Origin of the sequence: Pseudomonas sp. KD5 (assembly GCF_012932895.1) — a bacterium.
Classification (GTDB): Bacteria; Pseudomonadota; Gammaproteobacteria; order Pseudomonadales; family Pseudomonadaceae; genus Aquipseudomonas.
On the sequence record NZ_JDWJ01000001.1, the window covers coordinates 426059 to 452243 of the forward strand.

26 protein-coding genes are annotated in these 26185 nt (G+C 59.7%); 12 read left to right on the top strand and 14 right to left on the bottom strand.

Annotation, left to right across the window (positions count from 1 at the left end; translation table 11 throughout):
* Window positions 1-93 precede the first annotated feature (93 nt).
* Window positions 94-1068 (top strand): porphobilinogen synthase, encoded by a 975-nt coding sequence (hemB, locus tag AF70_RS01820; protein ID WP_018925389.1) that lies wholly within the window; start codon window positions 94-96, stop codon window positions 1066-1068.
* Between the two features lie 15 nt (window positions 1069-1083).
* Here hemB and AF70_RS01825 read toward each other — a convergent pair whose 3' ends face one another.
* Entirely contained in the window at window positions 1084-2613 is a 1530-nt protein-coding gene (locus AF70_RS01825) for an FAD-dependent monooxygenase (RefSeq protein ID WP_028941204.1), read from the bottom strand.
* Window positions 2614-2773: 160 nt separating this feature from the next.
* On the opposite strand from AF70_RS01825, the gene AF70_RS01830 reads away from it, so the two are divergent.
* Together AF70_RS01830 and AF70_RS01835 are read left to right on the top strand one after the other, a co-directional pair.
* Window positions 2774-3868 carry a DUF1615 domain-containing protein gene (locus tag AF70_RS01830; RefSeq protein ID WP_019579980.1) on the top strand — a complete coding sequence of 365 codons (1095 nt, stop codon included), beginning with the start codon at window positions 2774-2776 and terminating at the stop codon, window positions 3866-3868.
* An 81-nt stretch (window positions 3869-3949) separates the two neighbouring features.
* The gene (locus tag AF70_RS01835) at window positions 3950-4570 is read left to right on the top strand and encodes a glutathione S-transferase N-terminal domain-containing protein (protein WP_019579981.1); all 621 of its coding nucleotides are present in this window, start codon (window positions 3950-3952) and stop codon (window positions 4568-4570) included.
* A 158-nt stretch (window positions 4571-4728) separates the two neighbouring features.
* Here AF70_RS01835 and AF70_RS01840 read toward each other — a convergent pair whose 3' ends face one another.
* Window positions 4729-5169 (bottom strand): CBS domain-containing protein, encoded by a 441-nt coding sequence (locus AF70_RS01840; protein WP_007939416.1) that lies wholly within the window; start codon window positions 5167-5169, stop codon window positions 4729-4731.
* A gap of 350 nt (window positions 5170-5519) precedes the next feature.
* On the opposite strand from AF70_RS01840, the gene AF70_RS01845 reads away from it, so the two are divergent.
* The gene (locus AF70_RS01845) at window positions 5520-7880 is read left to right on the top strand and encodes a DNA polymerase II (protein ID WP_169342460.1); all 2361 of its coding nucleotides are present in this window, start codon (window positions 5520-5522) and stop codon (window positions 7878-7880) included.
* On the opposite strand, the gene AF70_RS01850 is transcribed toward AF70_RS01845, so the two are convergent.
* From AF70_RS01850 to AF70_RS01860, 3 genes are all read right to left on the bottom strand, one after another.
* A complete protein-coding gene (locus AF70_RS01850; protein ID WP_028941206.1) occupies window positions 7845-8315 on the bottom strand; it encodes a DUF1810 domain-containing protein in 471 nt (156 codons plus the stop codon). The two genes, AF70_RS01845 and AF70_RS01850, sit on opposite strands and share 36 nt — an antisense overlap.
* A 30-nt stretch (window positions 8316-8345) precedes the next feature.
* Window positions 8346-9167 (bottom strand): aldo/keto reductase, encoded by an 822-nt coding sequence (locus tag AF70_RS01855; RefSeq protein WP_028941207.1) that lies wholly within the window; start codon window positions 9165-9167, stop codon window positions 8346-8348.
* A 176-nt stretch (window positions 9168-9343) separates the two neighbouring features.
* On the bottom strand, window positions 9344-10492 hold the full coding sequence (locus tag AF70_RS01860) for an aldose epimerase family protein (RefSeq protein WP_019579986.1): 1149 nt from the start codon (window positions 10490-10492) through the stop codon (window positions 9344-9346).
* Window positions 10493-10741: 249 nt separating this feature from the next.
* Here AF70_RS01860 and AF70_RS01865 point away from each other — a divergent pair, with 249 nt between their 5' ends.
* Window positions 10742-11491 (top strand): hypothetical protein, encoded by a 750-nt coding sequence (locus AF70_RS01865; RefSeq protein WP_026331772.1) that lies wholly within the window; start codon window positions 10742-10744, stop codon window positions 11489-11491.
* 164 nt (window positions 11492-11655) lie between these two features.
* The gene (locus tag AF70_RS01870) at window positions 11656-12441 is read left to right on the top strand and encodes a sulfite exporter TauE/SafE family protein (RefSeq protein WP_019648385.1); all 786 of its coding nucleotides are present in this window, start codon (window positions 11656-11658) and stop codon (window positions 12439-12441) included.
* Here the strand turns inward: AF70_RS01870 and AF70_RS01875 are convergent.
* On the bottom strand, window positions 12423-12818 hold the full coding sequence (locus tag AF70_RS01875) for a VOC family protein (RefSeq protein WP_007939410.1): 396 nt from the start codon (window positions 12816-12818) through the stop codon (window positions 12423-12425). The two genes, AF70_RS01870 and AF70_RS01875, sit on opposite strands and share 19 nt — an antisense overlap.
* A 164-nt stretch (window positions 12819-12982) precedes the next feature.
* Between AF70_RS01875 and AF70_RS01880 the strand changes: the two genes are divergently transcribed.
* Window positions 12983-13528, top strand: a complete 546-nt coding sequence (locus AF70_RS01880; protein WP_019579989.1) for a DUF4174 domain-containing protein — start codon at window positions 12983-12985, stop codon at window positions 13526-13528.
* Window positions 13529-13800: 272 nt separating this feature from the next.
* On the opposite strand, the gene ampC is transcribed toward AF70_RS01880, so the two are convergent.
* The gene (ampC, locus tag AF70_RS01885; RefSeq protein ID WP_306124294.1) at window positions 13801-14955 is read right to left on the bottom strand and encodes a class C beta-lactamase; all 1155 of its coding nucleotides are present in this window, start codon (window positions 14953-14955) and stop codon (window positions 13801-13803) included.
* Window positions 14956-15115: 160 nt separating this feature from the next.
* On the opposite strand from ampC, the gene AF70_RS01890 reads away from it, so the two are divergent.
* Complete coding sequence (locus AF70_RS01890) at window positions 15116-15994, top strand: LysR family transcriptional regulator (protein ID WP_019579991.1); 879 nt, start codon at window positions 15116-15118, stop codon at window positions 15992-15994.
* A 40-nt stretch (window positions 15995-16034) separates the two neighbouring features.
* Here AF70_RS01890 and gudD read toward each other — a convergent pair whose 3' ends face one another.
* Both gudD and AF70_RS01900 read right to left on the bottom strand, forming a co-directional pair.
* Window positions 16035-17378 (bottom strand): glucarate dehydratase, encoded by a 1344-nt coding sequence (gudD, locus tag AF70_RS01895; RefSeq protein ID WP_028941209.1) that lies wholly within the window; start codon window positions 17376-17378, stop codon window positions 16035-16037.
* A 23-nt stretch (window positions 17379-17401) separates the two neighbouring features.
* Window positions 17402-18748, bottom strand: a complete 1347-nt coding sequence (locus AF70_RS01900) for an MFS transporter (RefSeq protein ID WP_032831192.1) — start codon at window positions 18746-18748, stop codon at window positions 17402-17404.
* 283 nt (window positions 18749-19031) lie between these two features.
* On the opposite strand from AF70_RS01900, the gene AF70_RS01905 reads away from it, so the two are divergent.
* Complete coding sequence (locus AF70_RS01905) at window positions 19032-19748, top strand: FadR/GntR family transcriptional regulator (protein ID WP_019579994.1); 717 nt, start codon at window positions 19032-19034, stop codon at window positions 19746-19748.
* Between the two features lie 110 nt (window positions 19749-19858).
* On the opposite strand, the gene yegQ is transcribed toward AF70_RS01905, so the two are convergent.
* On the bottom strand, window positions 19859-21184 hold the full coding sequence (gene yegQ, locus AF70_RS01910) for a tRNA 5-hydroxyuridine modification protein YegQ (protein WP_028941210.1): 1326 nt from the start codon (window positions 21182-21184) through the stop codon (window positions 19859-19861).
* Window positions 21185-21359: 175 nt separating this feature from the next.
* Here yegQ and AF70_RS01915 point away from each other — a divergent pair, with 175 nt between their 5' ends.
* Entirely contained in the window at window positions 21360-22421 is a 1062-nt protein-coding gene (locus AF70_RS01915) for an AI-2E family transporter (protein ID WP_019579996.1), read from the top strand.
* Here AF70_RS01915 and AF70_RS01920 read toward each other — a convergent pair.
* From AF70_RS01920 to AF70_RS01930, 3 genes are all read right to left on the bottom strand, one after another.
* Window positions 22418-22600, bottom strand: a complete 183-nt coding sequence (locus AF70_RS01920) for a hypothetical protein (protein ID WP_007940423.1) — start codon at window positions 22598-22600, stop codon at window positions 22418-22420. The genes AF70_RS01915 and AF70_RS01920 overlap by 4 nt on opposite strands.
* A 101-nt stretch (window positions 22601-22701) precedes the next feature.
* Window positions 22702-22896 (bottom strand): hypothetical protein, encoded by a 195-nt coding sequence (locus AF70_RS01925; RefSeq protein ID WP_018925407.1) that lies wholly within the window; start codon window positions 22894-22896, stop codon window positions 22702-22704.
* Between the two features lie 192 nt (window positions 22897-23088).
* Window positions 23089-23457, bottom strand: a complete 369-nt coding sequence (locus tag AF70_RS01930; RefSeq protein ID WP_019579997.1) for a hypothetical protein — start codon at window positions 23455-23457, stop codon at window positions 23089-23091.
* Between the two features lie 238 nt (window positions 23458-23695).
* On the opposite strand from AF70_RS01930, the gene AF70_RS01935 reads away from it, so the two are divergent.
* The gene (locus tag AF70_RS01935; RefSeq protein WP_028941211.1) at window positions 23696-24514 is read left to right on the top strand and encodes a shikimate 5-dehydrogenase; all 819 of its coding nucleotides are present in this window, start codon (window positions 23696-23698) and stop codon (window positions 24512-24514) included.
* 198 nt (window positions 24515-24712) lie between these two features.
* Window positions 24713-25231: a cupin domain-containing protein gene (locus tag AF70_RS01940; RefSeq protein WP_028941212.1), complete on the top strand. Its 519-nt coding sequence runs from the start codon at window positions 24713-24715 to the stop codon at window positions 25229-25231.
* Window positions 25232-25420: 189 nt separating this feature from the next.
* Here the strand turns inward: AF70_RS01940 and AF70_RS01945 are convergent, their stop codons facing one another.
* Entirely contained in the window at window positions 25421-26068 is a 648-nt protein-coding gene (locus tag AF70_RS01945) for a YceH family protein (protein ID WP_018925410.1), read from the bottom strand.
* Between the last annotated feature and the right edge of the window lie 117 nt (window positions 26069-26185).

Genomic DNA, 26185 nt, shown 5'->3' on the forward strand with positions numbered 1-26185 from the left:
GGTAACGTTGTCTTGAGCGATCGAGGTTTGTGTCCCGCACCTTGCAGGGCATAAGCTTTGCGCCCTACGAATTTCGTCTCTTCAGGAAGGTCCATGTCCAGTCAGTTCCCCGAAGCACGTCCACGCCGTCTGCGCCGCAATGCGAGCCTGCGCAGCCTGTTCCAGGAAACCGAGTTCAGCTTGAATGACCTGGTGCTGCCGATTTTCGTCGAGGAAGAGATCGACGATTTCGTGCCGATCAAGAGCATGCCCGGGGTGATGCGCATTCCCGAGTCGAAACTGGCCGGCGAGATCGAGCGTTACGCCCGGGCCGGGATCAAGTCGGTGATGACGTTCGGCGTGTCTCATCATCTGGACAGCAACGGCAGCGACACCTGGAACGATAACGGCCTGGTGTCGCGCATGTCGCGCATCGCCAAAAACGCCGTGCCGGAAATGATCGTGATGTCCGACACCTGTTTTTGTGAGTACACCGACCACGGCCATTGCGGTGTGTTGCACCAGCACGAAGTCGATAACGACCAGACCCTGATCAACCTCGGCAAACAAGCCGTGGCCGCCGCCCGGGCCGGTGCCGATGTGATCGCGCCGTCGGCGGCGATGGACGGGCAGGTCCAGGCGATTCGCCGGGCGCTCGATGCAGCGGGTTTCAGCCAGACCGCGATCATGGCCTATTCGACCAAATTCGCCTCGGCGCTTTATGGCCCGTTCCGCGAAGCCGGCGGCAGTGCGCTCAAGGGTGACCGCAAAAGCTATCAGATGAACCCGATGAACCGTCGTGAAGCGGTGCGTGAGTCGTTGCTGGACGAACAGGAAGGCGCCGACGCGCTGATGGTCAAGCCGGCCGGCGCGTACCTGGACATCATCCGCGACATCCGCGAAGCCTCGCGTCTGCCGTTGTCGGCGTATCAGGTGAGCGGTGAATACGCGATGATCAAATTCGCCGCCCAGGCTGGGGCGATCGATGAAGATCGCGTCGTACGTGAGAGTCTGGGGGCGATCAAAAGGGCGGGGGCGGATTTGATCTTCACCTACTTCGCAATGGACCTGGCCCTGGCCGGGATCTAACAAATCAAAAGATCTTCAGGTGATATAAGGCCGTATCCCATGATCGCGGAAATACCGTTCGATCACCTTCGGATCGGCGCTGTAATCGGCGATCGCCACATAGGTATCGGGGCGCAGCAGGTAAAACCCGTTGCGCGCCAGTCCCACGGTTTCAAACACCGGTCGCCAGTCGAACACCTGCAACGGCAGGTGATGCGCGCTGCACCAGGCGATCATCTCGTCGCTGGTTTCGCCATACACATGCACCTGCCAGGTCAGGTATTTCAGCGATTCGAAGTTGTCCCCTTCATCGTCGTGGGCCCAGGGCAGGCGATCACCGCCGTGAATATGGCCGGTAACGCCCTCACTCAATGGCATGCCACGATAGTTGAGGGTGGTCTGTGACACCGTGCGAAACAGGAACTCCCGGACCGCCTCGAACGAGATCATTTTCGGGATCAAAAAGGGCGCCACGCGCATGCGCATTACGTCGGCAATTGGCCCATCGGCCGTGACGAAATTGAACACCCGATCAGTGGTAGCCACCAGGCGCTGGGCAAAGGCGATGCGTTCGGTTTCATAACTGTCGAGCAGTTTGGCCGTGGCGCTGCCACTTAACACCGCCGCGAGCTTCCAGGCCAGATTGATCGCGTCGCCAATCCCGGTGTTCATGCCCTGGCCACCCGCCGGGCTGTGGACATGGGCGGCGTCACCCAACAGAAACGCGCGTCCGGTACGAAAGTGATCCGCTACCCGGTGATGCACGCGGTAGGTCGAGAACCAGTTCACCTGATCGATCTGCACCTTTAAATTCTCGATGGCCCGTCTGCTGACGTCTGCAAACTGGAGGGTTTCGGCGCGCTCGGCGCGTTCGTCGCGAACCGTGCCGATCAGTCGGGCGCGACCTTCGCTGGACAAAGGAAAAATGGCGAGAAAGTCGGCTTCGTCGAGGTCCACATGCAATTCACCGTTGAACGTCGGGCCGCGGGCCTGCACATCCGCCACGTAAAAAATCTGCTGATAGGTGCCCCCCGGAAAATCGGTGTCCAGGGATTTGCGCACGATCGAGCGGGCGCCGTCACAGCCTGCGAGGTAACAGGCCTGACAGGTTTGCTGCTGTCCATCAGGTAAGCGCAGTGTCGCGGTGATGCCATCGCCGGTTTCCTCGAAACTTTGCAATTCGGTGTTGCGCTCCACCGTAATGCCAAAGGTCTCCAGGCGTTCGATCAGCAGTTGCTCGTGCTCGTCTTGCGGATAGATTTCCAGGAACGCATAGGGCGTCAAACCCTCGCCGATGGCGCTCAGCGGCAGGTGCGCGACCGGTTCGCCCTTGACCCAGAAATTCGCGGCGCACACTTTATGGCCGTTCTGCACCACGGCGTCGCTGAGGTCGAGCTGGCGATACAGCTCCAGCGTTCGGGCCTGTACTGCCAACGCGCGTGAGGTAGTACCGGGGGTCGAGGTCTTGTCGATAATCCGCACCCCAATCCCCAGCTTGCTCAGCCACAGTGCCAGGACCAGCCCGGTCGGGCCGGCGCCGATGATCAGCACGTCGCTACGGTTCATGAGCCTGTCCTCCTCGGTGTGTGGATCAAGTATGGTTCAACCGGGGGGCACTCGCAGGCTCGACAGCGGCTACGGAACAGGGAGAGGGCGGGATAGTCATAGCCTGCGCCATGCCATTGATCGTATGGTTAACCCGGCTCAACGGATTTGATGGAGCACCATGCAAGCCAATCGATTGATCATGAGCGTGGCCGCGCTGTTGGTACTGGCCGGTTGCGGCACTCAGCGCCCTCAGGAACCGCCGGCCCGCAAGCCTGCCGAGGTCAAGGCCGAGATCGTCAGCCTGCTGCCGGCCAAAACGGTCGACCGCCAGGGCTGGGCCACGGACATCTATGCGGCGTTTGCCGCGCAAAAGATTTCGCCGACCACGCAAAACCTGTGTTCGGTACTCGCGGTCGCTGAGCAAGAGTCGACGTTTCAGGCTGATCCGCCGGTGCCGGGCCTGGGCAAGATCGCCCGGGATGAAATCGACCGCCGCGCCGATAAGGCCCACATTCCCAGCTTGCTGGTCAGCGGTGCCTTGCAGGTGCGTTCACCCAACGGCAAAAGCTACAGCGACCGACTGAATGCCGCGCGCAGCGAAAAAGAGCTCAGCGCGATTTTCGATGACTTCATCGGCATGGTGCCCATGGGCCGGACCTTGTTCGGCGGCTTCAACCCGGTACACACCGGCGGGCCGATGCAGGTCAGCATCGACTTTGCCGAGCAGCAGGCGCGGGATTATCCCTACCCGGTGAACGGCTCGATTCGTCACGAAGTGTTCACCCGTCGCGGTGGCCTGTATTTCGGTATTGCCCACTTGCTCGGTTATCCGGTGAGCTATAAGCAGCCGCTGTATCGCTTCGCCGATTTCAACGCCGGTTGGTACGCCAGCCGCAATGCGGCGTTTCAGAACGCGGTCAGTCGTGCGACGGGTATCCCGCTGGCGCTGGATGGCGACCTGGTGCGCTACGACTCGATCATGCCCGGCACCACGGAACTGGCGGTGCGCACCCTCGGCAAGCAATTGGACATGCGCAACCCGACCATTCGGGATCAATTGGAGGAGGGTAAAAGTCTTCAGTTTGAGGACACCAGGCTCTATCAGCGCGTCTTCGCTTTGGCCGAACAGGCCGAAGGCCGGCCATTACCCCGGGCGGTGTTGCCGGGGATCGTGCTGCAAAGCCCGAAAATCACCCGCAAACTCACCACAGCGTGGTTTGCCAAGCGAGTCGATGAGCGTTATCAGAGCTGTATGAGGCGTGCGGGAGGGTAACCGGGCAAGCTCGCTCCCACAGGGTTCGCGCGCAGTCTTTGGCATCTGCTACAAAGAGAGAGTCGCAGAGGAGATTTAGTCATGTACCAGCTCTATGGGTATCAGAATTCGGGTGCGGCCGCCATCGAAGCCGCGCTGGAACTGTGCGAGGTTCCTTATCGCTTCATCGACGTATCATCGTCCCCGGAGGCGGTGCATGCGCTGGAGAAGCTCAACCCGCTCAAGCAGGTTCCCACTCTGCAACTGCCCGATGGCGGCGTTCTTGCCGAGAGTGCGGCCATCCTGATTCACCTGGGCCTCACGTTCCCGGAGTCGAACCTGTTGCCGGAAAATCCGATCAAGCGCGATCAGGTGATTCATGGCCTGGTGTACATCGTCAGCAATTGTTACAGCGCCATCGGTATCATCGATTACCCCGAGCGCTGGCTGGACGAGGCGGACGAGTTGTCCCGGCAAAACCTCATGGCCGGTGCCCGCCAACGCCTGCATTGGCATTGGGAGGTGTTTGCCGATCAGTTCGCCGGCAAGTTGTACCTGGACGATGGAAAACCGGGCGCGCTGGATATTCTGGCAGCGGTGGTAACGCGGTGGGCGGGTACCCGGGAACACTTGCGCATTGCGCGGCCGGGATTCTTCGCCTGGCTCGAACGCTTCGACCGCCACCCTGCATTGGCACCGGTCTTCTCGCGGCATTGGCCATAGGAACACCACCAAACACATGTTGTGGGGGGCGGGCTTATCTGTGGCGAGGGGGCTTGCCCCCGTTGGGGCGCGAAGCGGCCCCAAAAGCTTTGCGACTGCTTCGCAGCCGAACGGGGGCAAGCCCCCTCGCCACAAAAGCCCCCTCGCACAGTGTGCAATCACTCGCCGCGAATGTACTGCTCCAGCTGCCGAATCAGTTCAGCCTGTTCGGCAATGGCTTCCTTGACCAGGTCGCCGATCGACAGCAAACCCATCAGCTCACCGTCCTCCACCACCGGCAAGTGCCGCAGGCGTTTGTCGGACATGATGCCCATGCAGGTTTCGACGGTTTGATGGGTGTCCACGGTGATCACCGGCGACACCATGATGTCGCTGACCGGTGTGCCGACGGAGGAGCGCCCCTTGAGCACCAGTTTGCGCGCATAGTCCCGCTCACTGATGATGCCGACGACCTTGCCATCTTTCAGGACCGGCAACGCGCCGACGTTTTTGGCGGCCATCACCATCAGCGCTTCCAGCACCATTTGATGAGGCGCAATGGTGTGGACTGCCTGATTCTGTTGGGCCTTTAACTTGAGCAACTGGGCGACGGTTTTCATGACGGCTTCTCGGGTGTTGTCGTTGTCCTTGAAGAATCGTAGAGACAGGCTCACAGAGCAAGGTGCAAAACGGCAGATAACACGCAAATAGCGTCATTCAGTGATTTTTCTTTGTAAACGCCCGCAGCCCTCCCGGGCACCCTGCGCAATTGTGGCGAGGGAGCTTGCTCCCGTTCGGCTGCGTGGCAGTCGCAATCCGATAAACGCGGTGTGCCTGAGAGACCGTGTTGGCAGGTTTGAGGCCCGCTTCGCAGGCCAACGGGGCGGTGCGGCGTTCCGACAAGCCCCCTCGCCACACCGGCGATCACGCGTAGAATCACCACTTGAATCAGATCGTTGAGGTTGCAGTGGTGGATTTACAGCAGGGCTTCGTCCTGACCCGGCATTGGCGCGATACCCCGGCCGGCACCGAAGTCGAATTCTGGCTGGCGACCGATGCCGGTCCCCGGCGCATCCGTCTGCCGCATCAACCGTCGGTCGCGTTCATTCCACAGGCCATGCGCGAGCAAGCCGAAGCGGTGTTGCGCGGCGAAAAGAACGTCGAACTGCGGCCGTTGGCGCTGCTGGACTTCGAGCACCGCCCGGTGCTGGGCCTGTATTGCCAGCAGCACGGCCAGTTGATGCGCCTGGAAACCGCACTGCGCAAATCAGGCGTCGAGGTATTCGAAGCCGACATCCGCCCGCCGGAACGCTACATGATGGAGCGGTTCATCACCGCGCCGGTTTTGTTCGGTGGCACGGCTGGCGCCGACGGCCTGCTGCTCGACGCGCAAATGAAACCCGCCCCCGGCTATCGGCCGAATCTGCGGCTGGTCTCGCTGGACATCGAAACCACCGCGCAGGGCGAGTTGTACTCCATCGCCCTGGAAGGCTGTGGCGAGCGTCAGGTGTACATGCTCGGGCCGCCCAATGGCGATGACAGCGGGGTGGATTTCCAGCTCGAATACTGCGATTCGCGAACCCTGCTGCTGAAAAAACTCAATGAGTGGTTCGCCCGGCACGACCCCGACGCCATCATCGGCTGGAACGTCGTGCAGTTCGACCTGCGGGTACTGCACGAACATGCACGCCGCCTGGCGGTGCCGCTGAAACTGGGGCGTGGCGGCGAAGAAATGCAGTGGCGCGAGCACGGCAGCGGCAATCATTATTTTGCCTCGGCTGCCGGCCGGTTGATCATCGACGGCATCGAGTCGCTGCGTTCGGCGACCTGGAGCTTCCCCTCGTTCAGCCTGGAAAACGTCGCGCAAACCCTGTTGGGCGAGGGCAAGTCGATCGACAACCCGTACCAGCGCATGGACGAAATCAACCGCATGTTCGCCGAGGACAAGCCGGCCCTGGCCAAGTACAACCTCAAGGACTGCGAACTGGTGACGCGGATCTTCGCCAAGACCGAGTTGTTGACCTTCCTGCTGGAGCGCGCCAGCGTCACCGGTTTGCCGGCGGATCGCAGCGGTGGTTCGGTGGCGGCGTTCACGCACCTGTATATGCCGCTGATGCACCGCCAGGGCTTCGTCGCACCGAACCTCGGCAACAAACCACCGCAGGCCAGCCCCGGCGGTTTTGTCATGGACTCGCAACCGGGGCTGTACGAATCGGTGCTGGTGCTCGACTACAAAAGCCTCTATCCGTCGATCATCCGCACCTTCCTGATCGACCCGGTGGGCTTGATCGAAGGGCTCAAGCATCCCGACGACAGCGAATCGGTGCCGGGTTTTCGCGGTGCCCGTTTCTCACGGACCCGGCATTGCCTGCCGGCCATTGTCGCCCGGGTCGCCGAAGGCCGCGAAACCGCAAAGCGCGAACACAACGCGCCGCTGTCCCAGGCCCTGAAGATCATCATGAATGCCTTCTATGGCGTCCTCGGCTCCAGCGGTTGCCGCTTCTTCGATACGCGACTGGCCTCATCCATCACCTTGCGCGGGCACGAGATCATGTTGCGTACCCGCCAACTGATCGAAGCTCAGGGCCATGCGGTGATCTATGGCGACACCGACTCGACCTTCGTCTGGCTGCGTCGCCCTCACGGTCAGGTCGAAGCGGCGCAGATCGGCCACGCGCTGGTGGACCACGTCAACCAATGGTGGCGCGAGCATGTGAAGCAGGAGTACGGGTTGGAAAGTGCCCTGGAGTTGCAGTTCGAAACCCACTACAAACGCTTTCTGATGCCGACCATTCGCGGCGCCGAGGAGGGCAGCAAGAAGCGCTATGCCGGGTTGGTCACCCGCGCCGACGGCACCGACGAGATGGTCTACAAAGGCCTGGAAACCGTGCGCACCGACTGGTCGCCGCTGGCCCGGCAATTCCAGCAGGAGCTGTACCTGCGCATCTTCAAACGCAAGCCCTATCAGGATTACGTGCGTGACTATGTGCGCAAGACGTTGGCCGGTGAGTTCGATGAGCGCCTGATCTACCGCAAACGCCTGCGTCGGCCCCTGGATGACTATCAACGCAATGTGCCGCCCCATGTGCGGGCCGCGCGGATCGCCGATGACTACAACGATCAACAGGGGCGGCCGCGGCAATATCACAACGGCGGCTGGATCAGCTACGTGATCACGGTTGCCGGCCCCGAGCCGCTGGAAGTGCGCAGCGCGCCGATCGACTACGACCATTACATCACCCGACAGCTGCAACCGGTGGCGGATGCCATCCTGCCGTTCGTGGATGACGATTTCTCAACGCTGATTGGGGGGCAGTTGGGCCTGTTTTGAGTCCAGCAGCGACAGCGTCCAGTCATCCGGTATGCCGTGAAAGTACTGATCCAGCGCCTGATGGAACAGGCTGCCTTTTGGCGAAACCTGGGCGAACAGTGTCATCGATGAATGAAACTTGAGGTTGTCGGGGTGCCCGAAAATCTTGGTGATCGAACGTTGAGGAACGTCCAGCACCAATTGCGTGCAGGTACGCAAGCGCGGCCCCAGCAACGGATGCTTCAGGTACGCCACAGCTTCCTCGCTGGAGTGAATGGCAAAGTAGCGGGACATTTCGCTGTCACCCAACCCGGCAAACTGCGGAAAGATGAACCACATCCAGTGCCGGCGCTTCTGGCCGGCGCGCAGTTCATCCTGAACCCACTCGAACACAGGATCCTGCGCCTGGACGAAGCGTGGCAAATTGAAAGCGTCGAGCTGATCGGTACTTCTCATGCCGATGCCCTCTGATAGAACCGCGATGGCTCAGACCATGGCCAACCGCTGCTTGCGTTGTGGCGCGCGAAACGCTTGGTCCAGCGCCTCCAGATCCCCGACTTCAAGCTGCAATTGTGCCGCTTGCGCGTTGAGCCGCACATGCTCGGGGTGGACCGCTTTGGGGATGGCGATCACCCCGTTCTGACGCAGAATCCATGCCAGCGCTACCTGCGCAGGTGTCGCCTCGTGACGGGCGGCAACCTGCTTGAGCGTCGGATTGGCCAGCATATGCCCGCCCTGGCCGATCGGACAGTAAGCCATCACCGGCATTTGTCGCTGTTGGCTCCAGGGCAGCAGATCGAATTCGATGCCGCGTTCTTCCAGGTTATACAGCACCTGATTGGTGGCGCAGGCCGGTGAGGCCAGCTCTTCCAGATCATCCAGGTCGAAATTGGACACGCCCCAACGGCCGATCTTGCCGTCTTCGCGCAGGCGTTCGAAGGCTTCGACGGTTTCCTCAAGGGGATACTCGCCGCGCCAGTGCAACAGATAAAGATCGATGTAATCGGTATTCAACCGCCGCAGGCTGCGTTCGCAGGCCTGGGGGATGCCTCTGCGGCTGGCGTTGTGAGGGTAGACCTTGCTCACCAGGAAAACCTGGTCGCGCAGGCCTGTGATGGCTTCACCCACCACCTCTTCGGCGCCCCCTTCAGCGTACATCTCCGCGGTGTCGATCAGGGTCATGCCCAACTCGATACCCAGGCGCAGCGCTGCAACTTCCTTGGTGTGTCGGGAGCGTTCCTCTCCCATATGCCAGGTGCCTTGGCCGATGACCGGCACAGCGCGGCCGGCCAGCTCAAGAGTCCGCATGAATCCTCCTTGTCGAAGTCCGATCGATACTACAGTTGGCAGCAAAATAGCAGGGTGGTTCCGTCGCCATCATGAAAGATCACAGCCTGCGGCAGCTCCTGCGAGGGCGGGGCACACCCGCGATATCACGGGTGTATCCAGCCCCCTGGAGCTGCCGAAAGCTGCGATCTTTTGATCTACCGGGCGGAGAACCTGAACACGGTGGTCTGGGCATAGGTCTTGCCCGGATCCAGCCGCGTGGACGGGAAGCTCGGCTGGTTCGGCGAGTCCGGATAATGCTGGGTTTCCAGAGTAAAGGCACCCCAATGCGGGTAAATCTTGCCGGCCTTGCCCTTGACCGAGCCGTCGAGGAAGTTGCTGGTGTAGAACTGTACGCCAGGTTCGGTGGTGTAGAGCTGCAAGCGACGGCCGGATTGCGGATCGCTGACATCGGCGGCGAGTTTGCCCAGGTCGCCCTTGGCGTCCAGCACCCAGTTGAAGTCAAAACCGCCGTGTTTCGGTTCGGCGAATTTCAACTGCGGGTGATCGGCCTTGATGTGTTGACCGATGGCGGTCGGTTGAGTGAAGTCCATCGGCGTGCCGGCGACCGGGGCTAGTTCACCGGTGGGGATCAGTTTGCCGGTGACTGGCGTGTAACGGGCGGCGTGCAAGGTCGCCAACTGCTTCAACACATCGCCGTTACCCGCGCCGGCCAGGTTGAAATAGCTGTGGTTGGTCAGGTTCAGCACCGTGGGCTTATCGGTGCTGGCCTTGTAGTCGATGCGCAGCTCATTGTTCTCGGTGAGGCTGTAGGTGACCTCGGTTTTCAGGTTGCCGGGGAAACCCATTTCGCCATCCGAGGACAGGTACGTCAGCGTCACGCCCACCGAATCCTTGCCCTTGCTCGGTTCGGCTTTCCACACCCGCTTGTCGAAACCTTGAGCCCCGCCGTGCAGCGAATTGCTGCCGTCGTTGAGCGGCACTTGAAAGCGCTTGCCATCCAGCTCGAAGGCGCCGTTGGCCAGGCGATTGCCGAAGCGGCCGATGGTCGCGCCGAAAAACGCCGTGCCACTTTGATAACCCTGCACGTCGTCGAAACCGAGCACCACATCGTCGAGCTTGCCGTTTTTATCCGGCACTTTCAGCGACTGGAGAATCCCGCCGTAAGTAATGACCGTGGCCTGCAGGCCGTGGCTGTTGCGCAAAATGTATTGCTCGACGGGCGTGCCGTCATTGGTTTTGCCGAAGGCTTTTTGTTCGCTGGACAAACCAGTGGCGTGAGCGGAGAGGGTGGCGATCATCAGGGAGAGTCCGAGGCCGGAGAGCAGGTGTCGGGATTGAAGCATGGTTGACCTTCCTTTTTGTTGTTTTTAAGAAGTAGTCATACTAATGATCGTGCTTTAGCGCGATCAAGGAAGGATTTATAGCCTATGTCTTGAGTATTGCAATTAAAAAGTATTACTAATTAGGGGTCGCTTTCAGGGTGACCAGCGCTTACGGACCACCGGCACTGCACTTTTCCAGCTTTCACGGTTCTATCCTTGGGCAGCCTGCGGCGATCCCCACCGCCGGCCCATGCCCAAGTTCAAGAACCCATGGCTCGAGTTTTACCCCGTTTTACCCTACACATTCGCCGTCATTGCTTGCTGCTGATAAGCCTGTCGATGCTCCTCGCCAGTGGTTGCAGCCATCAGCCGGGCAACGATGTCATCAACCAGTTTCGCGATGGCAAACCCCAGGAATTCCTCCAGACCAGCGTCGACCGCATGGCGACCCTGACGATGCGCGACAACCTCGAAAGCCTCTACCTGCTGATGAACAAGCTCTACCTGCGCAACCCGCAGGAGCTGAAAAAATCCGGCTTCCTCGATGTCGGTACCGCAGAAAAACAGGTGCGCATGGCCATCGAACAGCAAGAGCCGCTGCCCACCCTCGGCGGCAAAAAAGACCTCGCGGCGCTGAGCTTCGCCATGAGCCCGGAATTCCTCGGTGACCGGGTCGGCGCATTCATCTATGCGATTGGCAGCATGCTGGTGACGGCCCATGGCAATCGGCTGGAGTTCTACATGACGGATGCGCTCAACCCGACCTTCGTCAGCAATGCCGCGCGCAACATCGAAAAAGCCACCTGGATCTTGAGCCAACGGCAAAACAGGCAAGGCGAGCCTTTGCTGTTCTCCAACGAAATTTCGGAGGAGGGCAGCAACCTGAGTTTTGCCGTGGAGTTCGGCAAAATCGTCGCGCGACTGGACCTGCTGACCCAGATGCTCGATGAGCGGTACCGGCGGATCGGCCTGAACTACGCCCAGAGTCTGCTGTTCCTGAATTTTTTGCCGGTGCAGTGAGATGTCGGATAAAGCGCAATTCTTGTGGGGTTGGTATTGAGTGGGGAGTCGCTGTTTCAAATCGGTGAATTGGCATAACGATAGACCGCATCGATATATGTGGTTATAAGAAAAATCGCTATGCTGCTGACCGGTTTGTTTCCTGCGAATTTCTGGGCGTATTAATGGATTTCGGTAATTTCGGGTTGGTCGTGGCGGGTCTGGTGGTCGGCTTTATTGTCGGCATGACCGGTGTTGGGGGCGGTTCGTTGATGACGCCAATCCTGCTGTGGTTCGGCGTTAACCCGGCCACGGCGGTGGGCACGGATTTGCTGTACGCGGCCATTACCAAATCCAGTGGTGTGCTGGTTCATCGCAAGAACAAGAACATCGACTGGGCGATCACCGGTTGGTTGACCCTCGGCAGTGTGCCGGCGGTAGCCCTGACGCTGTGGTTCCTGAGCACTTTGCAAACCTCGCCCGAGGCGATGAACGCCGTCATCAAACAGGCGCTGGGCTTCGTATTGTTCGCCACGGCGCTGGCGATTTTCTTCAAGAAACGCTTGCTCGATTTCGCTCACAAACGGGCGGGCGGTCAATACAACCCCAGCGGTTCCCGGTTGAATGCACTGACCGTGATCACCGGTCTGGTGCTAGGCACCATGGTGGCCCTGACCTCCATCGGCGCCGGCGCCTTGGGCACCGTCGCGCTGTTCATCCTGTATCCGCTGCTGCCCACTCGTCGCCTGGTCGGCACCGAAATCGCCCACGCGGTGCCCCTGACCCTGGTCGCCGGCCTGGGCCACGCGAGCATGGGCAACATGGATTGGCACGTGTTGGGCTTCTTGCTGGTCGGTTCGTTGCCTGGGATTTACCTGGGCAGCCATTTGACCGGGCGCATCTCCGATGAACTGCTGCGTCCGTGCCTGGCGACGATGCTGGTGCTGATCGGCTATAAACTGGCGTTCTGATCCGATACCGCTTCCCGAGTAAAAATCTCCAGCAGATGCCCGTCCGGGTCATCGAAATACACCCGCCGGCCACCGGCGTAATCGTTGATCTCGTTGGGCCGCTGCTTACCGGGGTCGGCCCACCACGGCTGCTTGATCGCCTGCAGGCGAGCGAAGGCCGCATCGAAGTCGTCGTCACCAATCAAGAACGCATAGTGCTGGGACGCGATGGGCGGGTCGTTGTTGTAGAAATCCAGCGACACCCCGTTATCGAACTTGACCACCAGCATCGGCCCGAACGGCTCGGGATCGGGCAGGCCGAGGAGGTCGGTCAGGTAGCGTGCCGAAACCTGTTTGTCACGGCACCAGACGATGGTGTGGTTCAGCTGAGCGCTCATGGATAAACCCTCACGATGAATCAGCTATGAGATTAGCTCAGGCTGTTGCGCAATGACCGCCCTGACCTAAGCTTGGGCAAGGCGGAACACAATCGCGGTGCATCGCCCGGAACGATCACCGCGATGCGCAATCATTAGAGCGTGGATATCAAAAGGAGATGCGCATGCTCATCAGGTCTTTGACCCTGGCTACCCTGTTGGCTTTCGTCGGTCCTTCATTCGCCGCCGATGACGATTCCCCTCTGGTTAAAGACGTGGGCCGGGCTCGACCCCTGATTGTCATCGCGCCCAGTTCAGTGGACCCGGTTTGGCTCAACCTGAAAAAATCACTGGACGACTCTGCCAACCGCAAGGGTTTCACCGATCGAAACATGGTGCTGTACACCGTGATCAATACGATGGGCCAACGGGATGGCAAAGACCTCGACCCGCAATCGACGATGGCGTTGATCCGCTCGCTCAAGCTGGGTGCTGGGGCGAAGAGCAAAATCATCCTGATCGGCAAGGATGGCGAAAAGAAGCTTGAGCAGTCGGATGCGGTCGAGTTGAAAGAGATATTCAACACCGTCGACCAGTTGCCGACGGCCGAGAAGGAAGCAACGGTACCGGTGCCAGCGCCGGTGGCTGAAGTCGCACCGGTCAAAGGTGCTAAAGGCACCAAAGGCAAACCGGCGAAGCCTGCCAAGCCGGCTGAGCAGCCGGATGATTGAATTGAGTTGAGTAGTCGTGAGAAGGCTTACCCCAATGGGCGACCCCAACAGGTCGCCCATTTTGTTTGCCAACGGAAATCTGAAACTTGGTGACCCATTGTGGTGAGGTAACCCTGTGGCGAGGGGGCTTGCCCCCGTTCGGCTGCGCAGCAGTCGTAAACCCTGCATCCCAGGCCTATCTGATGTACCGCGGTGACTGGTTCGGGGCCGCTGCGCAGCCCAACGGGGGCAAGCCCCCTCGCCACAAGTGAGTGGCTGCCGGGTTACTGGGATCAATCGGCCAGCGCACTCAATATTTTGTGAGCGATTTTGATCCGCTCCGGGTTCGGGTAGTTTTTATTGGCCAGGATCACGATGCCGATGTCCTTCGCCGGGATAAAAGCGACGTAGGCGCCGAAGCCGCCGGTTGAGCCGGTTTTGTTGATCAGCAAAGTGTCGCGTTGAGGTTGCGGTGGGGTCAGCCACTGGACTTCATGGGCCTCAAGCGCCATCTGCGACGAGTTACCGGCCAGTAGGGTGTCGAGCGTCACCGGGTAGTTGTAGAGCTCCCATCCCAACCCTTGAGTCATCTCGCCAACCCGGTAATAACCGGTGTGAGTGCTGGCGATGGCTTGCTGCAAAGGCTTTTCCAGCGACGCGGGATTCATGTTCGCCTCGACATAGCGAAGCAGGTCCGCAGCGCTGGTTTTCACGCCGTACGCTTCGGAATCCAGCGCACCCGGCTCGACCCGCACAGGCTTGTCATCCTTGCTGTAACCCTGGGCGTAAAGCGCCATCTGATCCTGCGGCACCTTGAGGTAGCTGTGCTTGAGGCCGAGTTTCGGCAGCAAGGTTTTCTCCATCAGCTCATCGAACGGCGCCCCCATGCTCTGGGCTGCCAGATAACCGAACAGCCCGAGGCTGGGGTTTGAATACTGGCGATGAGTGCCGGCGGCGTAGGTCGGTTTCCACTGTTTGAAATAGCCGAGCATCTTGTCCTGACGGTCTGCCTCGCCAGGGAATTGCAGGGGCAGGCCGCCGGCGGTGTAGGTGCCGAGTTGCAGCACGCTGATGTTATCGAACGCGCTGCCGCGCAAGGCCGGGAGTACCTGGCTGGCGTTGTCCGACAAGGACAGTTTGCCGCTCGCCTGGGCATAGGCGGCGAGGGTGGCAGTGAAGGTTTTGCTCACCGAACCGATCTCGAACAGGGTGTTTTCGGTGACGGCTTTACCGTTTTCTTTCGAGGCCACGCCGTAGTTAAAGTAATGCGGCTGACCATGGACGGTGATTGCGACCGCGAGGCCGGGGATCTTCTGTTGCTGCATCACCGGTTCGATGGCGGCTTTAACGATGGTTTCGATGCGCTCGTCAGCAAAGCTGTGGCTGGCACCGAGGAAAAGTGCGAAAGCACTGTAGGATATGAGTTTCTTCTGATTTTTTTTACGCATGATTGAGACGCTGTCCATGATTGTTCGTGGTGTTAACCGCTACACTCCGAGCGGTTTTTCAAGGCGGTCCGCTGCTGGGCGAGCCAAATCTAGGCAGTTTGGCGAAGACCGGCAAACGACGATATTTCGGATGAGCCATTAGAAAATTTTGGGGGTTGGCATGATTCGACCTCATTTGCCGCTGAATGCGCTGCGCGCTTTCGAGGCTTCGGCGCGCCATTTGAGTTTCACCCGGGCGGCCGTGGAGTTGTGCGTAACGCAGGCGGCGGTGAGCCATCAGGTCAAAAGTCTTGAAGCCCAGCTTAACGTGACTTTGTTCAAACGCCTGCCCCGCGGCCTGATGCTGACCAGCGAAGGTGAAACCCTGCTGCCGGTATTGCGCGAATCCTTCGACCGGATTGCCGAAACCCTGGAGCGTTTCGAGGGTGGGCATTTTCGTGAAGTGTTGACGGTGGGCGCCGTGGGGACGTTCGCGGTCGGTTGGCTGTTGCCGCGATTGGCGGATTTTCAGAAGAAACATCCGTACATAGATTTGCGCCTGTCGACCAATAACAACCGGGTCGATGTGGCCGCTGAAGGTCTGGATTACGCCATACGCTTTGGTGCGGGAGCGTGGCATGGGATTGAAGCGGTGCGGTTGATCGAGGCGCCGCTGTCGGTGCTCTGCGTTCCAGAGATTGCCCGGCAATTGCAGGCGCCAGAGGATCTGTTGCAGCAAACACTGTTGCGCTCCTATCGCACGGATGAGTGGCCGGAGTGGTTTCAGGCGACCGGTCTTTCGGCCCATGCCGTGCTGCCCCGGAGCATCGTCTTCGATTCCTCGCTGGCGATGATGGAGGCTGCGTTGCAAGGAGCAGGTGTGGCATTGGCGCCGCCGCTGATGTTTGCCCGGCAACTGGCGGCGGGTGCAATCGAGCAACCGTTCGCCATCGGGATCACCACCGGCAGCTACTGGCTGACCCGCTTGCAGTCGCGCCCCGAAACGTCGGCGATGGCGGCGTTCCGGGGCTGGCTGCTGCAAGCAGCCCAGATGAAATAGTGTGAACACCACTCCTTGTGGGAGCGGTGTTTCCAGAGGTTTAGCGCACCAGGCACGGCCGCTTGTTATCGAACTTCCATCCCGGAATCAGAAACTGCATCGCCACGCTGTCATCCCGCGCGCCGAGCCCCATGCCTTGGTACAGATCATGGGCCTTGGCCAGTTGATCCATGTCCAGCTCAACTCCCAGGCCAGGTTTTTTCGGCACCTGTACGCAGCCGTCGACGATTTGCAGCGGCGCTTTGGTCAGGCGCTGGCCGTCCTGCCAGATCCAGTGGGTGTCGATGGCGGTGATCTCGCCCGGCGCGGCGGCCGCGACGTGGGTGAACATGGCCAGGGAAATATCGAAGTGGTTGTTGGAATGCGAGCCCCAGGTCAGGCCCCATTCATGGCACATCTGCGCCACCCGCACCGAGCCCTGCATGGTCCAGAAGTGCGGGTCGGCCAACGGAATGTCTACCGATTGCAGCTGAATCGCGTGGCCCATTTCCCGCCAGTCGGTGGCGATCATGTTGGTCGCGGTTTTCAGGCCCGTGGCACGACGAAATTCAGCCATGACTTCGCGACCCGAGTAACCGTTTTCCGCCCCGCACGGGTCTTCGGCATAAGCCAGAACATGATGCTGATCCCGGCACAGGCGGATCGCTTCCTTGAGCGACCAGGCGCCATTCGGATCGAGGGTAATGCGCGCATCTGGAAAGCGCTCGGCGAGGGCGGTGACCGCTTCGATTTCCTCGTCGCCGCTCAACACGCCGCCCTTGAGTTTGAAGTCCTTGAAGCCATAGCGGGCGTGAGCGGCGACCGCCAGGCGCACCACGGCGTCGGCGCTCATGGCTTTTTCGTGACGGACGCGGAACCAGTCATTGTCGGCGCCCGGTTCATCGCGATAAGCCAGATCGGTTTCGTTGCGATCACCGACGTAAAACAGGTAGCCGAGCATCTTCACTTCATCACGCTGCTGGCCTTCGCCGAGCAAAGCGGCGACCGGCACGTCCAGGTGCTGGCCAAGCAAGTCCAGCAGGGCCGCTTCCAGGCCGGTGACCGCGTGAATGGTGATGCGCAGGTCGAATGTCTGTAAACCGCGACCACCGGCATCACGATCGGCGAAGGTCTGGCGCACTTGATTGAGGATCTTCTGGTACGTGCCGATCGGGCTGCCGACCACCAATGAACGCGCGTCTTCCAGAGTCTGGCGAATGCGCTCGCCACCGGGTACTTCGCCGACGCCGGTGTGACCGGCGTTGTCCTTGAGGATCACGATATTGCGGGTGAAGAACGGGCCGTGGGCGCCGCTCAGATTGAGCAGCATGCCATCGTGGCCAGCCACCGGCACAACCTGCATGCTGGTGATGATCGGGGCTTTTGCGGCTTCTTGTGGGTTCATTTTTTTGTCCTTTAAACCAATGTTCAAGCGTGATTCGGCGCTGGTTTGCCCAGTGCAACGGCCGGTGCGGGTTTCGGTTTATTGCGAGCGGCGAAGACGATGATCGCGGCGATGATCGAGGTGGCGGCCAGGCCGTAGAGCCCGCCCTGGATTGAACCGGTGTGTTCTTCCAGCAAACCGAAGGTGGTCGGCGCCACGAAGCCGCCGAGGTTGCCCACCGAGTTGATCAGCGCAATCACGCCGGCAGCGATCCGCGCATCCAGGTACGCCTGGGGAATCGGCCAGAACAGCGACGAAGCCGATTTGAAACCCAATGCGGCGAAGCAGATTGCAACGAAGGCGAAGATCGGCCCACCGGTGGTGGACATGAACATCCCCGCCGCAGCGATCAGCAGGGCAGTGGCGACCCAGGCTTGCTGGTGCTTCCATTTGCCCGACAGCGAGGCAAAGGCGTACATGCCGACGATCGACAGCAACCACGGAATCGAGTTGAACAAGCCGACCTGGATGTCGCTCAGGTCGCCCATTTTCTTGATGATGCTCGGTAGCCAGAAGGTCGCGGCATAGATGGTCAATTGAATGAAGAAGTAGATCAGGCAGAACAGGATGATCTGGCGGTCCTTGAGCAGTGTGCCCAGCGACGGTTTGATCGGCGTCGCGGCTTCGCGGGCCAGTTGTTCGTCATCGATGGCTTTGACCAGCGCGTCCTGTTCAGCCAGGGTCAGCCATTTGGCGTCGTGGGGTTTGGAGTCCAGCCAGCACCAGACGAACACGCACAACCCGACCGAGAACATGCCCTCGATGAAGTACATCCACTGCCAGCCGTGCATGCCCAAACCGTTGATTTGCAGCAGCAGCCCCGACAGCGGGCCGGAGATCAGCGAAGCAATCGCCGAACCGCTGAGGAAGATCGCAATCGCCTTGCCACGCTCCACGCCAGGCAACCAGCGGGTGAAGTAATAGATCACCCCGGGAAAGAACCCGGCTTCAGCCACGCCGAGCAGAAAACGCAGGATGTAGAAGTGGGTTTCGTTCTGGATGAACGCCATACAGGCGGCCACCAGGCCCCAGGTCAGCATGATGCGGGTCAGCCAGATTCGTGCGCCGACTTTTTGCAGGAGGATGTTGGAGGGTACTTCGAACAGCGCGTAACCGATGAAGAACAGGCCGGCACCGAGGCCGTAGGCGGCGGCGCCAATCCCTAAGTCATGTTCCATGTGGGCGCGGACGAAGCCGATGTTCACACGGTCGATGTAGTTGACGATGAACATGATCACGAACAGCGGCAGGACGTGGCGTTTCACTTTTGAGATGGCGGACTTCAGGACCGAATCGGCGCCATCGTTCATCCCGGGTATGGATGTATTCACTTGTTTTTCTCCCACTCGTTATTTTTATGCGGGGTGTGGCTGGGTGTAGCGTTGTTGATAGACATCATACAACTGGCTTTTTTGATTCGACAAGCACTGTTGTCCAATAAAATGGCTATTTTTCGGGTGGTTTCTATGCTTTTTTGGGTCGGGTGTGGGGTTGTGATGGTGTTCGAGTGGTCAATTTGTTGAGTGTTGTCATACAAGCTTGAGGCTGTTTTCTGGGGATTCCAATCGATTCCGGTGCTACGATCCGGATAGCCCTGTTTTACGGATAATCACCATGCAAGAAGACATCGACGCACCCGCCCGCAAGCGCGCTCACAACCTGGCTCATGATCTGGTGGCCAAGCTGACCCAGAGCATCCTGCTCGGCCAGATGCTGCCGGGGGACAAGCTGCCGTCGGAGAACTCGATTGTCCAGGAGCATGGGGTCAGCCGTACGGTGGTGCGCGAGGCGATTTCGAAATTGCAGGCTTCAGGGCTGGTGGAAACCCGTCACGGCATCGGCACCTTTGTCATCGAGCGCGCGCCAGAGCAGGGGTTGCGGCTGAATGTCGATACCGCGCTGGGGGTGCGCAGCATTCTGGAGTTGCGCATGGGCCTGGAAACCCAGGCCGCCGCGCTGGCGGCGGTGCGTCGTACCGATCAGCAATTGGCGCAGATGCGTGAAGCGCTGGATGACTATCAGAGTTTGCTGGCCAACAATGACAGCTGCGTCGAGGCCGACAAACGTTTCCACCTGCTGATCGCCGAAGCCACCGGCAATGTATGCTTCACAGAGATCATGCAGCACTTGGGCAATGCGATGATTCCCCGCACCCGCGTCAATGCCGCCGAGCGCGGGTCAGCGGACTTGAGCAAGCTGGGGCAACTCGCCAACCTCGAACACGAGGCGATTCTCAACGCCATCAAGCGCCAGGATCCGGATGCTGCGCGGGCGGCGATGTGGTTGCACCTGACCAACAGCCGCGACCGCTTTTCGGCGGGCGGCACCTGATTCGTCAGTGCGTAGGAGAGAGCGGTGCGGCGATCCGACTTGCCCGCGAAGAATACACCGCGTTTTTTCAGGTATTACGCGTCATCGTTCTTCGCGGGCAAGCCTCGCTCCTACAGGGGCGCTATATCGCGCATCAGCAATCCATAACGCAAATCCACCGCATCCGGAATCGGCAAATACACCGTGTGCCCATCCCCAGGCGCCACTTCAATCGCCTCGCCCCTGAGGTTCTGCAGTTGATGCAGGTCGAAGTGGAAGTTGCCCTTGGGCGTCATCAGTTCCATGTGATCGCCCAGGCCAAAACGATTCTTCACCCGTACCTCGGCCAGCCGGTCGCGGCGTTCGCCGGTCAACTCCCCAACGAACTGTTGGCGCTCTGAAACCGAGCTGCCGTTCTGGTAGTTCTGGTATTCGTCATGCACGTGCCGGCGCAGAAAACCTTCGGTGTAGCCGCGCTGAGCGAGGGACTCCAGATCAGTCATCAAGCTGCGATCGAACACTCGGCCAGCCACCGCATCGTCGATCGCGCGGCGATAAACCTGGGTGGTGCGCGCGCAATAGAAATGCGATTTGGTCCGGCCTTCGATCTTCAGTGAATGCACGCCCATCTGTGTCAGGCGCTCGACGTGCTGGACGGCACGCAGGTCCTTGGCGTTCATGATGTAGGTGCCGTGTTCATCCTCGAATGCCGGCATCAGTTCGCCGGGGCGATTGGCCTCTTGCAACAGGAACACCTGATCGGTCGGCGTACCGAGGCCCAGGGTAGGTTCGGGTGAGTAGTGCTGGACGATTTCACCCAGTTGATTTTCGCTGGCCGGTGTCGCCGAGTATTTCCAGCGGCAGGCATTGGTGCAGCTGCCCTGATTGGCGTCACGCTTGTTCATGTAGCCCGACAACAGGCAGCGCCCGGAATAGGCCATGCACAACGCGCCGTGTACGAACACTTCCAGCTCCATCGCCGGGACGTGCTGGCGGATTTCGGCGATTTCTTCCAGCGACAGTTCGCGGGACAGGATGATCCGGCTCAAGCCCTGTTGCTGCCAGAACTCGACGCTGGCCCAGTTCACCGTGTTGGCTTGCACCGACAGGTGGATCGGCATCTGCGGGAAGTGCCGGCGCACCAGCATGATCAGGCCAGGATCGGACATGATCAGCGCGTCCGGCGCCATGCCGATCACCGGTTCCAGATCCTTGAGGAACGTTTTCAGCTTGGCGTTGTGCGGGGCGATATTGACCACCACATAAAAACGCTTGCCCTGAGCCTGGGCCTCGGCGATGCCGAGCGCGAGGTTGGCGTGATCGAATTCGTTGTTACGCACCCGCAGGCTGTAGCGCGGTTGGCCGGCGTATACCGCATCGGCGCCGTAGGCGAAGGCATAACGCATGTTTTTCAGGGTGCCGGCAGGGGCGAGCAGTTCCGGGGGGATGAGTGGCATGGCGCAAGTCATGGCAGTGTCGATCGCAAAAGCCGGCAAGGGTAAGCGACCTGCACGAGGGGTTTATTGATCTGGATCTATGCTTGACCAACAAACAGATGGCACTCGCGACAACCGTGGCGGACTAAACATAAGGACGCGAATTTTCGCCTCTGCGCATTGGCATGGACCGGACATGAACGAAACGAAGCTCCAGAACACTTCGCTGATGGTCTTGCTGGCTGTGGTGACCGTTGCCTTCGTCTGGATTCTGCTGCCGTTCTACGGTGCGGTGTTCTGGGCGGCCATCCTCGGCATTCTTTTTGCGCCCTTGCAGCATCAGTTGCAGCTGAGATTCGGTTGGTCACGCAACCTGACCGCCCTGTGCACCTTGAGTCTATGTGTGCTGATTGCGATCCTGCCGGTAATCATCATCAGTACCTTGCTGGTTCAGGAGGGCGCGGCGCTTTATGGTCGAATCGAAAGCGGCGAACTGGACATTGCCGGGCATGTGTCGCAGTTCAAGCACAGCCTGCCGCTGTACTTTCAGCACTTGCTCGATCGTTTCGGCATGGGTGAGCTGAGCGGGCTTCGCGAGAAAATCATCAAGAGCATGATGCAAGGCAGTCAGTTTCTGGCGTCTCAGGCGTTCAGTTTTGGCCAGGGGACGTTCGATTTCGTGGTGGGTTTTTTCATCATGCTGTATCTGCTGTTTTTCTTTCTGCGGGACGGGTCTGAACTGGCGCGCAAAGTGCGCGCGGCAATACCGCTGGAAGATAACCAGAAGCGTCGCTTGCAACTCAAATTCAATCGGGTGGTGCGGGCCACGGTGAAGGGCAGTTTGCTGGTGTCGATCACGCAAGGGGCGTTGGGCGGGTTGATTTTCTGGTTTCTGGATATCCCGAGCGTGCTGCTCTGGGCGGTGTTGATGGCATTCCTGTCGCTGTTGCCAGCGGTGGGGGCGGGCATCGTCTGGGTGCCGGTGGCGGCGTACTTCCTGCTCAGCGGTGCGATCTGGCAGGGCACGGTGCTCGCGTTGTTCGGGGTGTTCGTGATCGGGTTGGTGGACAACGTGCTGCGGCCGATCCTGGTGGGCAAGGACACCAAAATGCCTGACTACCTGATTCTCATCTCGACCCTGGGCGGCCTGGCGATTTTCGGCCTGAACGGTTTTGTCATCGGCCCGTTGATTGCCGCGTTGTTTATGTCGAGCTGGGCGATTTTCGTCGATACCAAACAGCGAGTTCAGCTGCCTTAAGCGCTGAGCTGGCCTGAGCCGATACGTTGCGACAGGGCTTGGGCGTCGGGAAGCGAAGTGAGCGGACCGCTGATCGGTTCGCCGTCCTGTACGAGATACCAGCAGGCAAGCAACCCTAGCGCTCTGAGCGGTGCGGGAACGGCGCTGCCGATAACGGACATAATCTGAACCTGAGCCATAAGTACCTCCATCAATCTATGGGGTTACCTTACGGATCGGACGCTTGAGTGGAAAATCAACGCTTTCGATAGTCGTCATTGATGCCAGTGAGTGTTGGCGATCAGTCCACGACTTGATCGAGCATATGCACGACTTCCTGCTCATTGAGCAGGCCTTTACGCACCAGGTTTTCCGCCAGCAGCGAGAGAAACTTGGCGCTGCGGTGGCCTTCCAGGTGCTTGAGCTCGGTCAGTGCGTTGTACACCTTGCTGGATGTGCACAAGCCGACAATGCGGTGCGGGTTTTGTGTGGGCATGAAGTCGTCCTTGTTTTTATCGACCTGTTGTTTATGGACAGATCAAGCTTGCGGGCCTGTCATGACATAAATATGACCGACTTTACCTGCCGGTACTGTCCCGATAGCGACCTTGACGAGATTTATTCAGACTCCGCTCGCTTTGCGGCCACAAAAAAGGCCCCGCTGTTGAGGCGGGGCCTGATGAGTCAGTTACCAGCGATCGTCACGGTAATAACCATGGGGATGGCCATAGTAGCCGCGCGGTGGGCCATAGTAGCCGCGTGGTGGACCGTAATAAATCGGTGCCGGGCGGTAGTACATCGGTTGTTGGACGTAGACCGGCGCCGGTTGGTAGTAAACGGGCGGTGGCTGTACGTAAACCGGCTGAGGCTGAACGTAAACCGGTTGCTCTACATACACCGGCCGGTCGCGGCCGATAATTGCCGAGCCGATGATTGCCGAGCCGACGATCGCACCAAACACAGCCGGACCTTCCCAGCCACGACCACCTGCTTCTGCCTGCCCTGCGATAGCGAGAGCACCAATCAGCAAGGCTACTGTGGGGATTTTACGGATCATGATGAGTCCTCGGTTCTTCGACCCGGCGCTTGCGTCTGCAATAGACACAAGTTGTCGCGGGGATACTTCTAAGACAGCAATTTTTTGAAAATCAGCACAGCCGTTGGGTAAATTTTGTGTAAGGTCTGTACCGGTTTCTTTACGGTGCTGTCTGGTACAGACATACCCTTATGATCGACCACAATCAGGTGGAATTGTTAATTCCGTCCATCTGAAAGTGCTACTGAAGGAGATTCGGATGCAGATGAACCCCAACAAAGACACCCAGTTGTGCATGTCACTCTCGGGGCGCCCCGGCAATTTCGGCCTGCGGTTTCACAATCATCTGTACGAACAACTGGGGCTGAATTTTTACTACAAAGCCTTCAGCAGCCAGGACCTGACGGGGGCTGTCAGCGGTATTCGTGCGTTGGGCATTCGCGGTTGCGGCGTGTCGATGCCGTTCAAGGAGGCCTGCATCGCGCTGGTCGATGAGCTGGATGCATCGGCCGAGGCTATTCAGTCGATCAACACTATCGTCAACTCCAACGGCCACCTCAAGGCCTACAACACCGATTACATCGCCGTCGCCCAGTTACTCGAAACCCACCAGGTGCCCAAGGATTCGACCTTTGCCCTGCGCGGCAGCGGCGGCATGGCCAAGGCCGTGGCCAGTGCTTTGCGCGATGGCGGCTACAAAAACGGCCTGATCGTGGCCCGTAACGAACGCGCCGGGCGTGCCCTGGCCGAATCGCTGGGTTACCAATGGCAGGCGGAACTGGGCGCTCAACGTCCGCAGATGCTGATCAACGTCACGCCAATCGGCATGACCGGCGGCCCGGAAGCCGATCAACTGGCGTTTCCCCCTGAAGCCATCGCTGCCGCCGAAACGGTCTTCGATGTGGTGGCGATTCCCTCGGAAACACCGCTGATCGTGCGTGCTCGTGCTGAAGGCAAACGAGTCATCACCGGGCTCGAAGTGATTGCGATCCAGGCGCTGGAACAGTTTGTGCTGTACACCGGCGTACGGCCGACCGATGAACAGTTTCAAAAGGCCGTGGCGTTTGCCCGGAGCTGATCATCCCCAAATGTGTTGGCTGTACTGGCCCCTTCGCGGGCAAGCCACGCTCCTACAGGTTCTGCGCTGACCTTGTGGGAGCGTGGCTTGCCCGCGATTGCCGTGACTCGGTCTCCAGCCATTGCCGCGAATATCCCGGCCTATACTGCTCGCCAGCAAGCGAAGACTTGCTCTCCAGTCACCGTGACCGAGGTTCCCATGCATCCCGCCATTCTCAACCTGAATCAGGTCGAACTTGTACCGCTGCCCGAAGGTTTTGCCCCCACCGGTGAAGCCGCCGGCCGCTATCAACAACGCCAGGCCCGCATTGGCCAGCAACTGGGCGCGCAAAAGCTGGGTTATCGGTTGTATGCCCTGGAGCCAGGCATGCGCGGCAGTCCGTTTCATAGCCATCGGGTCAACGAAGAGATGTTCTACATCGTGGCCGGGGAAGGGGAGGTTCGCCTTGGCACCGAACGCTTTCCGATCCGCGCCGGGGACGTGATCGCCTGCCCGGCGGGAGGGCCTGAAACCGCGCATCAGATCATCAACAACAGCCAGGGCGAGTTGCGCTACCTGGCGGTCAGCAGCCAACAATCACCGGACATTTGCGAATACCCGGACTCCGGAAAATACGTGGTGATGGACGATTTCAAGGTCGATGCCAAGGGCAATGCGTCGGGCTTCGTCGCCGTCGCTAGGCAGGCTGATGGCGTGGATTATTGGGACGGGGAGTAGTCATTCAACGTTGAGCACATTCCTGTAGCAGCTGCCGAGCTTGCGAGGCTGCGTTCGGCGGCGCAGCCGTCGTAAACCCTGCATACACGTTTTTCCTGAAACACCGATTCGTCTGAATTCACGACGGCTCCGTCCGAATGCGGCCCACACCGAACGCAGCCTCGCAAGCTCGGCAGCTGCTACAGGGCCTTATTCGAGGCGCGCCAGGCGTTCTTCCAGTGCCGCGATCCGCGCTTCGAGCTCTTCGATTCGCTCAACCGACACACCGCCACCGGTGCCACGTTCCACCGGGTTCTGTCGGGCCGCGAGGATCGCTTCGATATCCGCCGGATCACCCAGCGCATGCATGTAACGATCTTCGCGCTGGCCGGCCTGGCGCGGAATCAACAGCGCCAGGCCTCGGGCGATCAAGCGCTCCAGTTGATGCACCACCTGTTCGGCATCTTCGAAGTCATGCATGCGGCCGCTGCGGGTCAGCAGTTCGTTGACCGTCTGCGGACCGCGCAGGAACAACAGCCCCGTCAGAATCACCTGGGCCGGCACCAGTTCCAGCGCCTTGTCGACCCGATGTTCCCAACGATCGGCACGGCTGCCCATCACCAGCCGGGTGAAGCCGCGACCTTCCAGGGCGCGCAGGCTCTGGCCAACCTGGCCCTGGCTGAGGTTCATCACCGGTTCGCGGCTGGTTTTCTGGTTGCAGGCAATCACCAGGGCATTGAGGGTCAGCGGATAGGTTTCCGGGCTGGTGGCCTGTTTTTCGATCAACGAGCCCAAAATGCGGATTTCCGTGCTGTTGAGCCGCGGTTCGTCGAAGGTCGTCTCTTGTTCAGTGCTCATCGCGCTTTTCCCTAGGCAGTCGAGCCGCCTAGCCTAATCCTTGCTGGATAAAAGACAAGTCGCAGGGCGCGCCGGCATGGCTATAATCGCTCCACGTTTTTTACTCCTGTCACCACA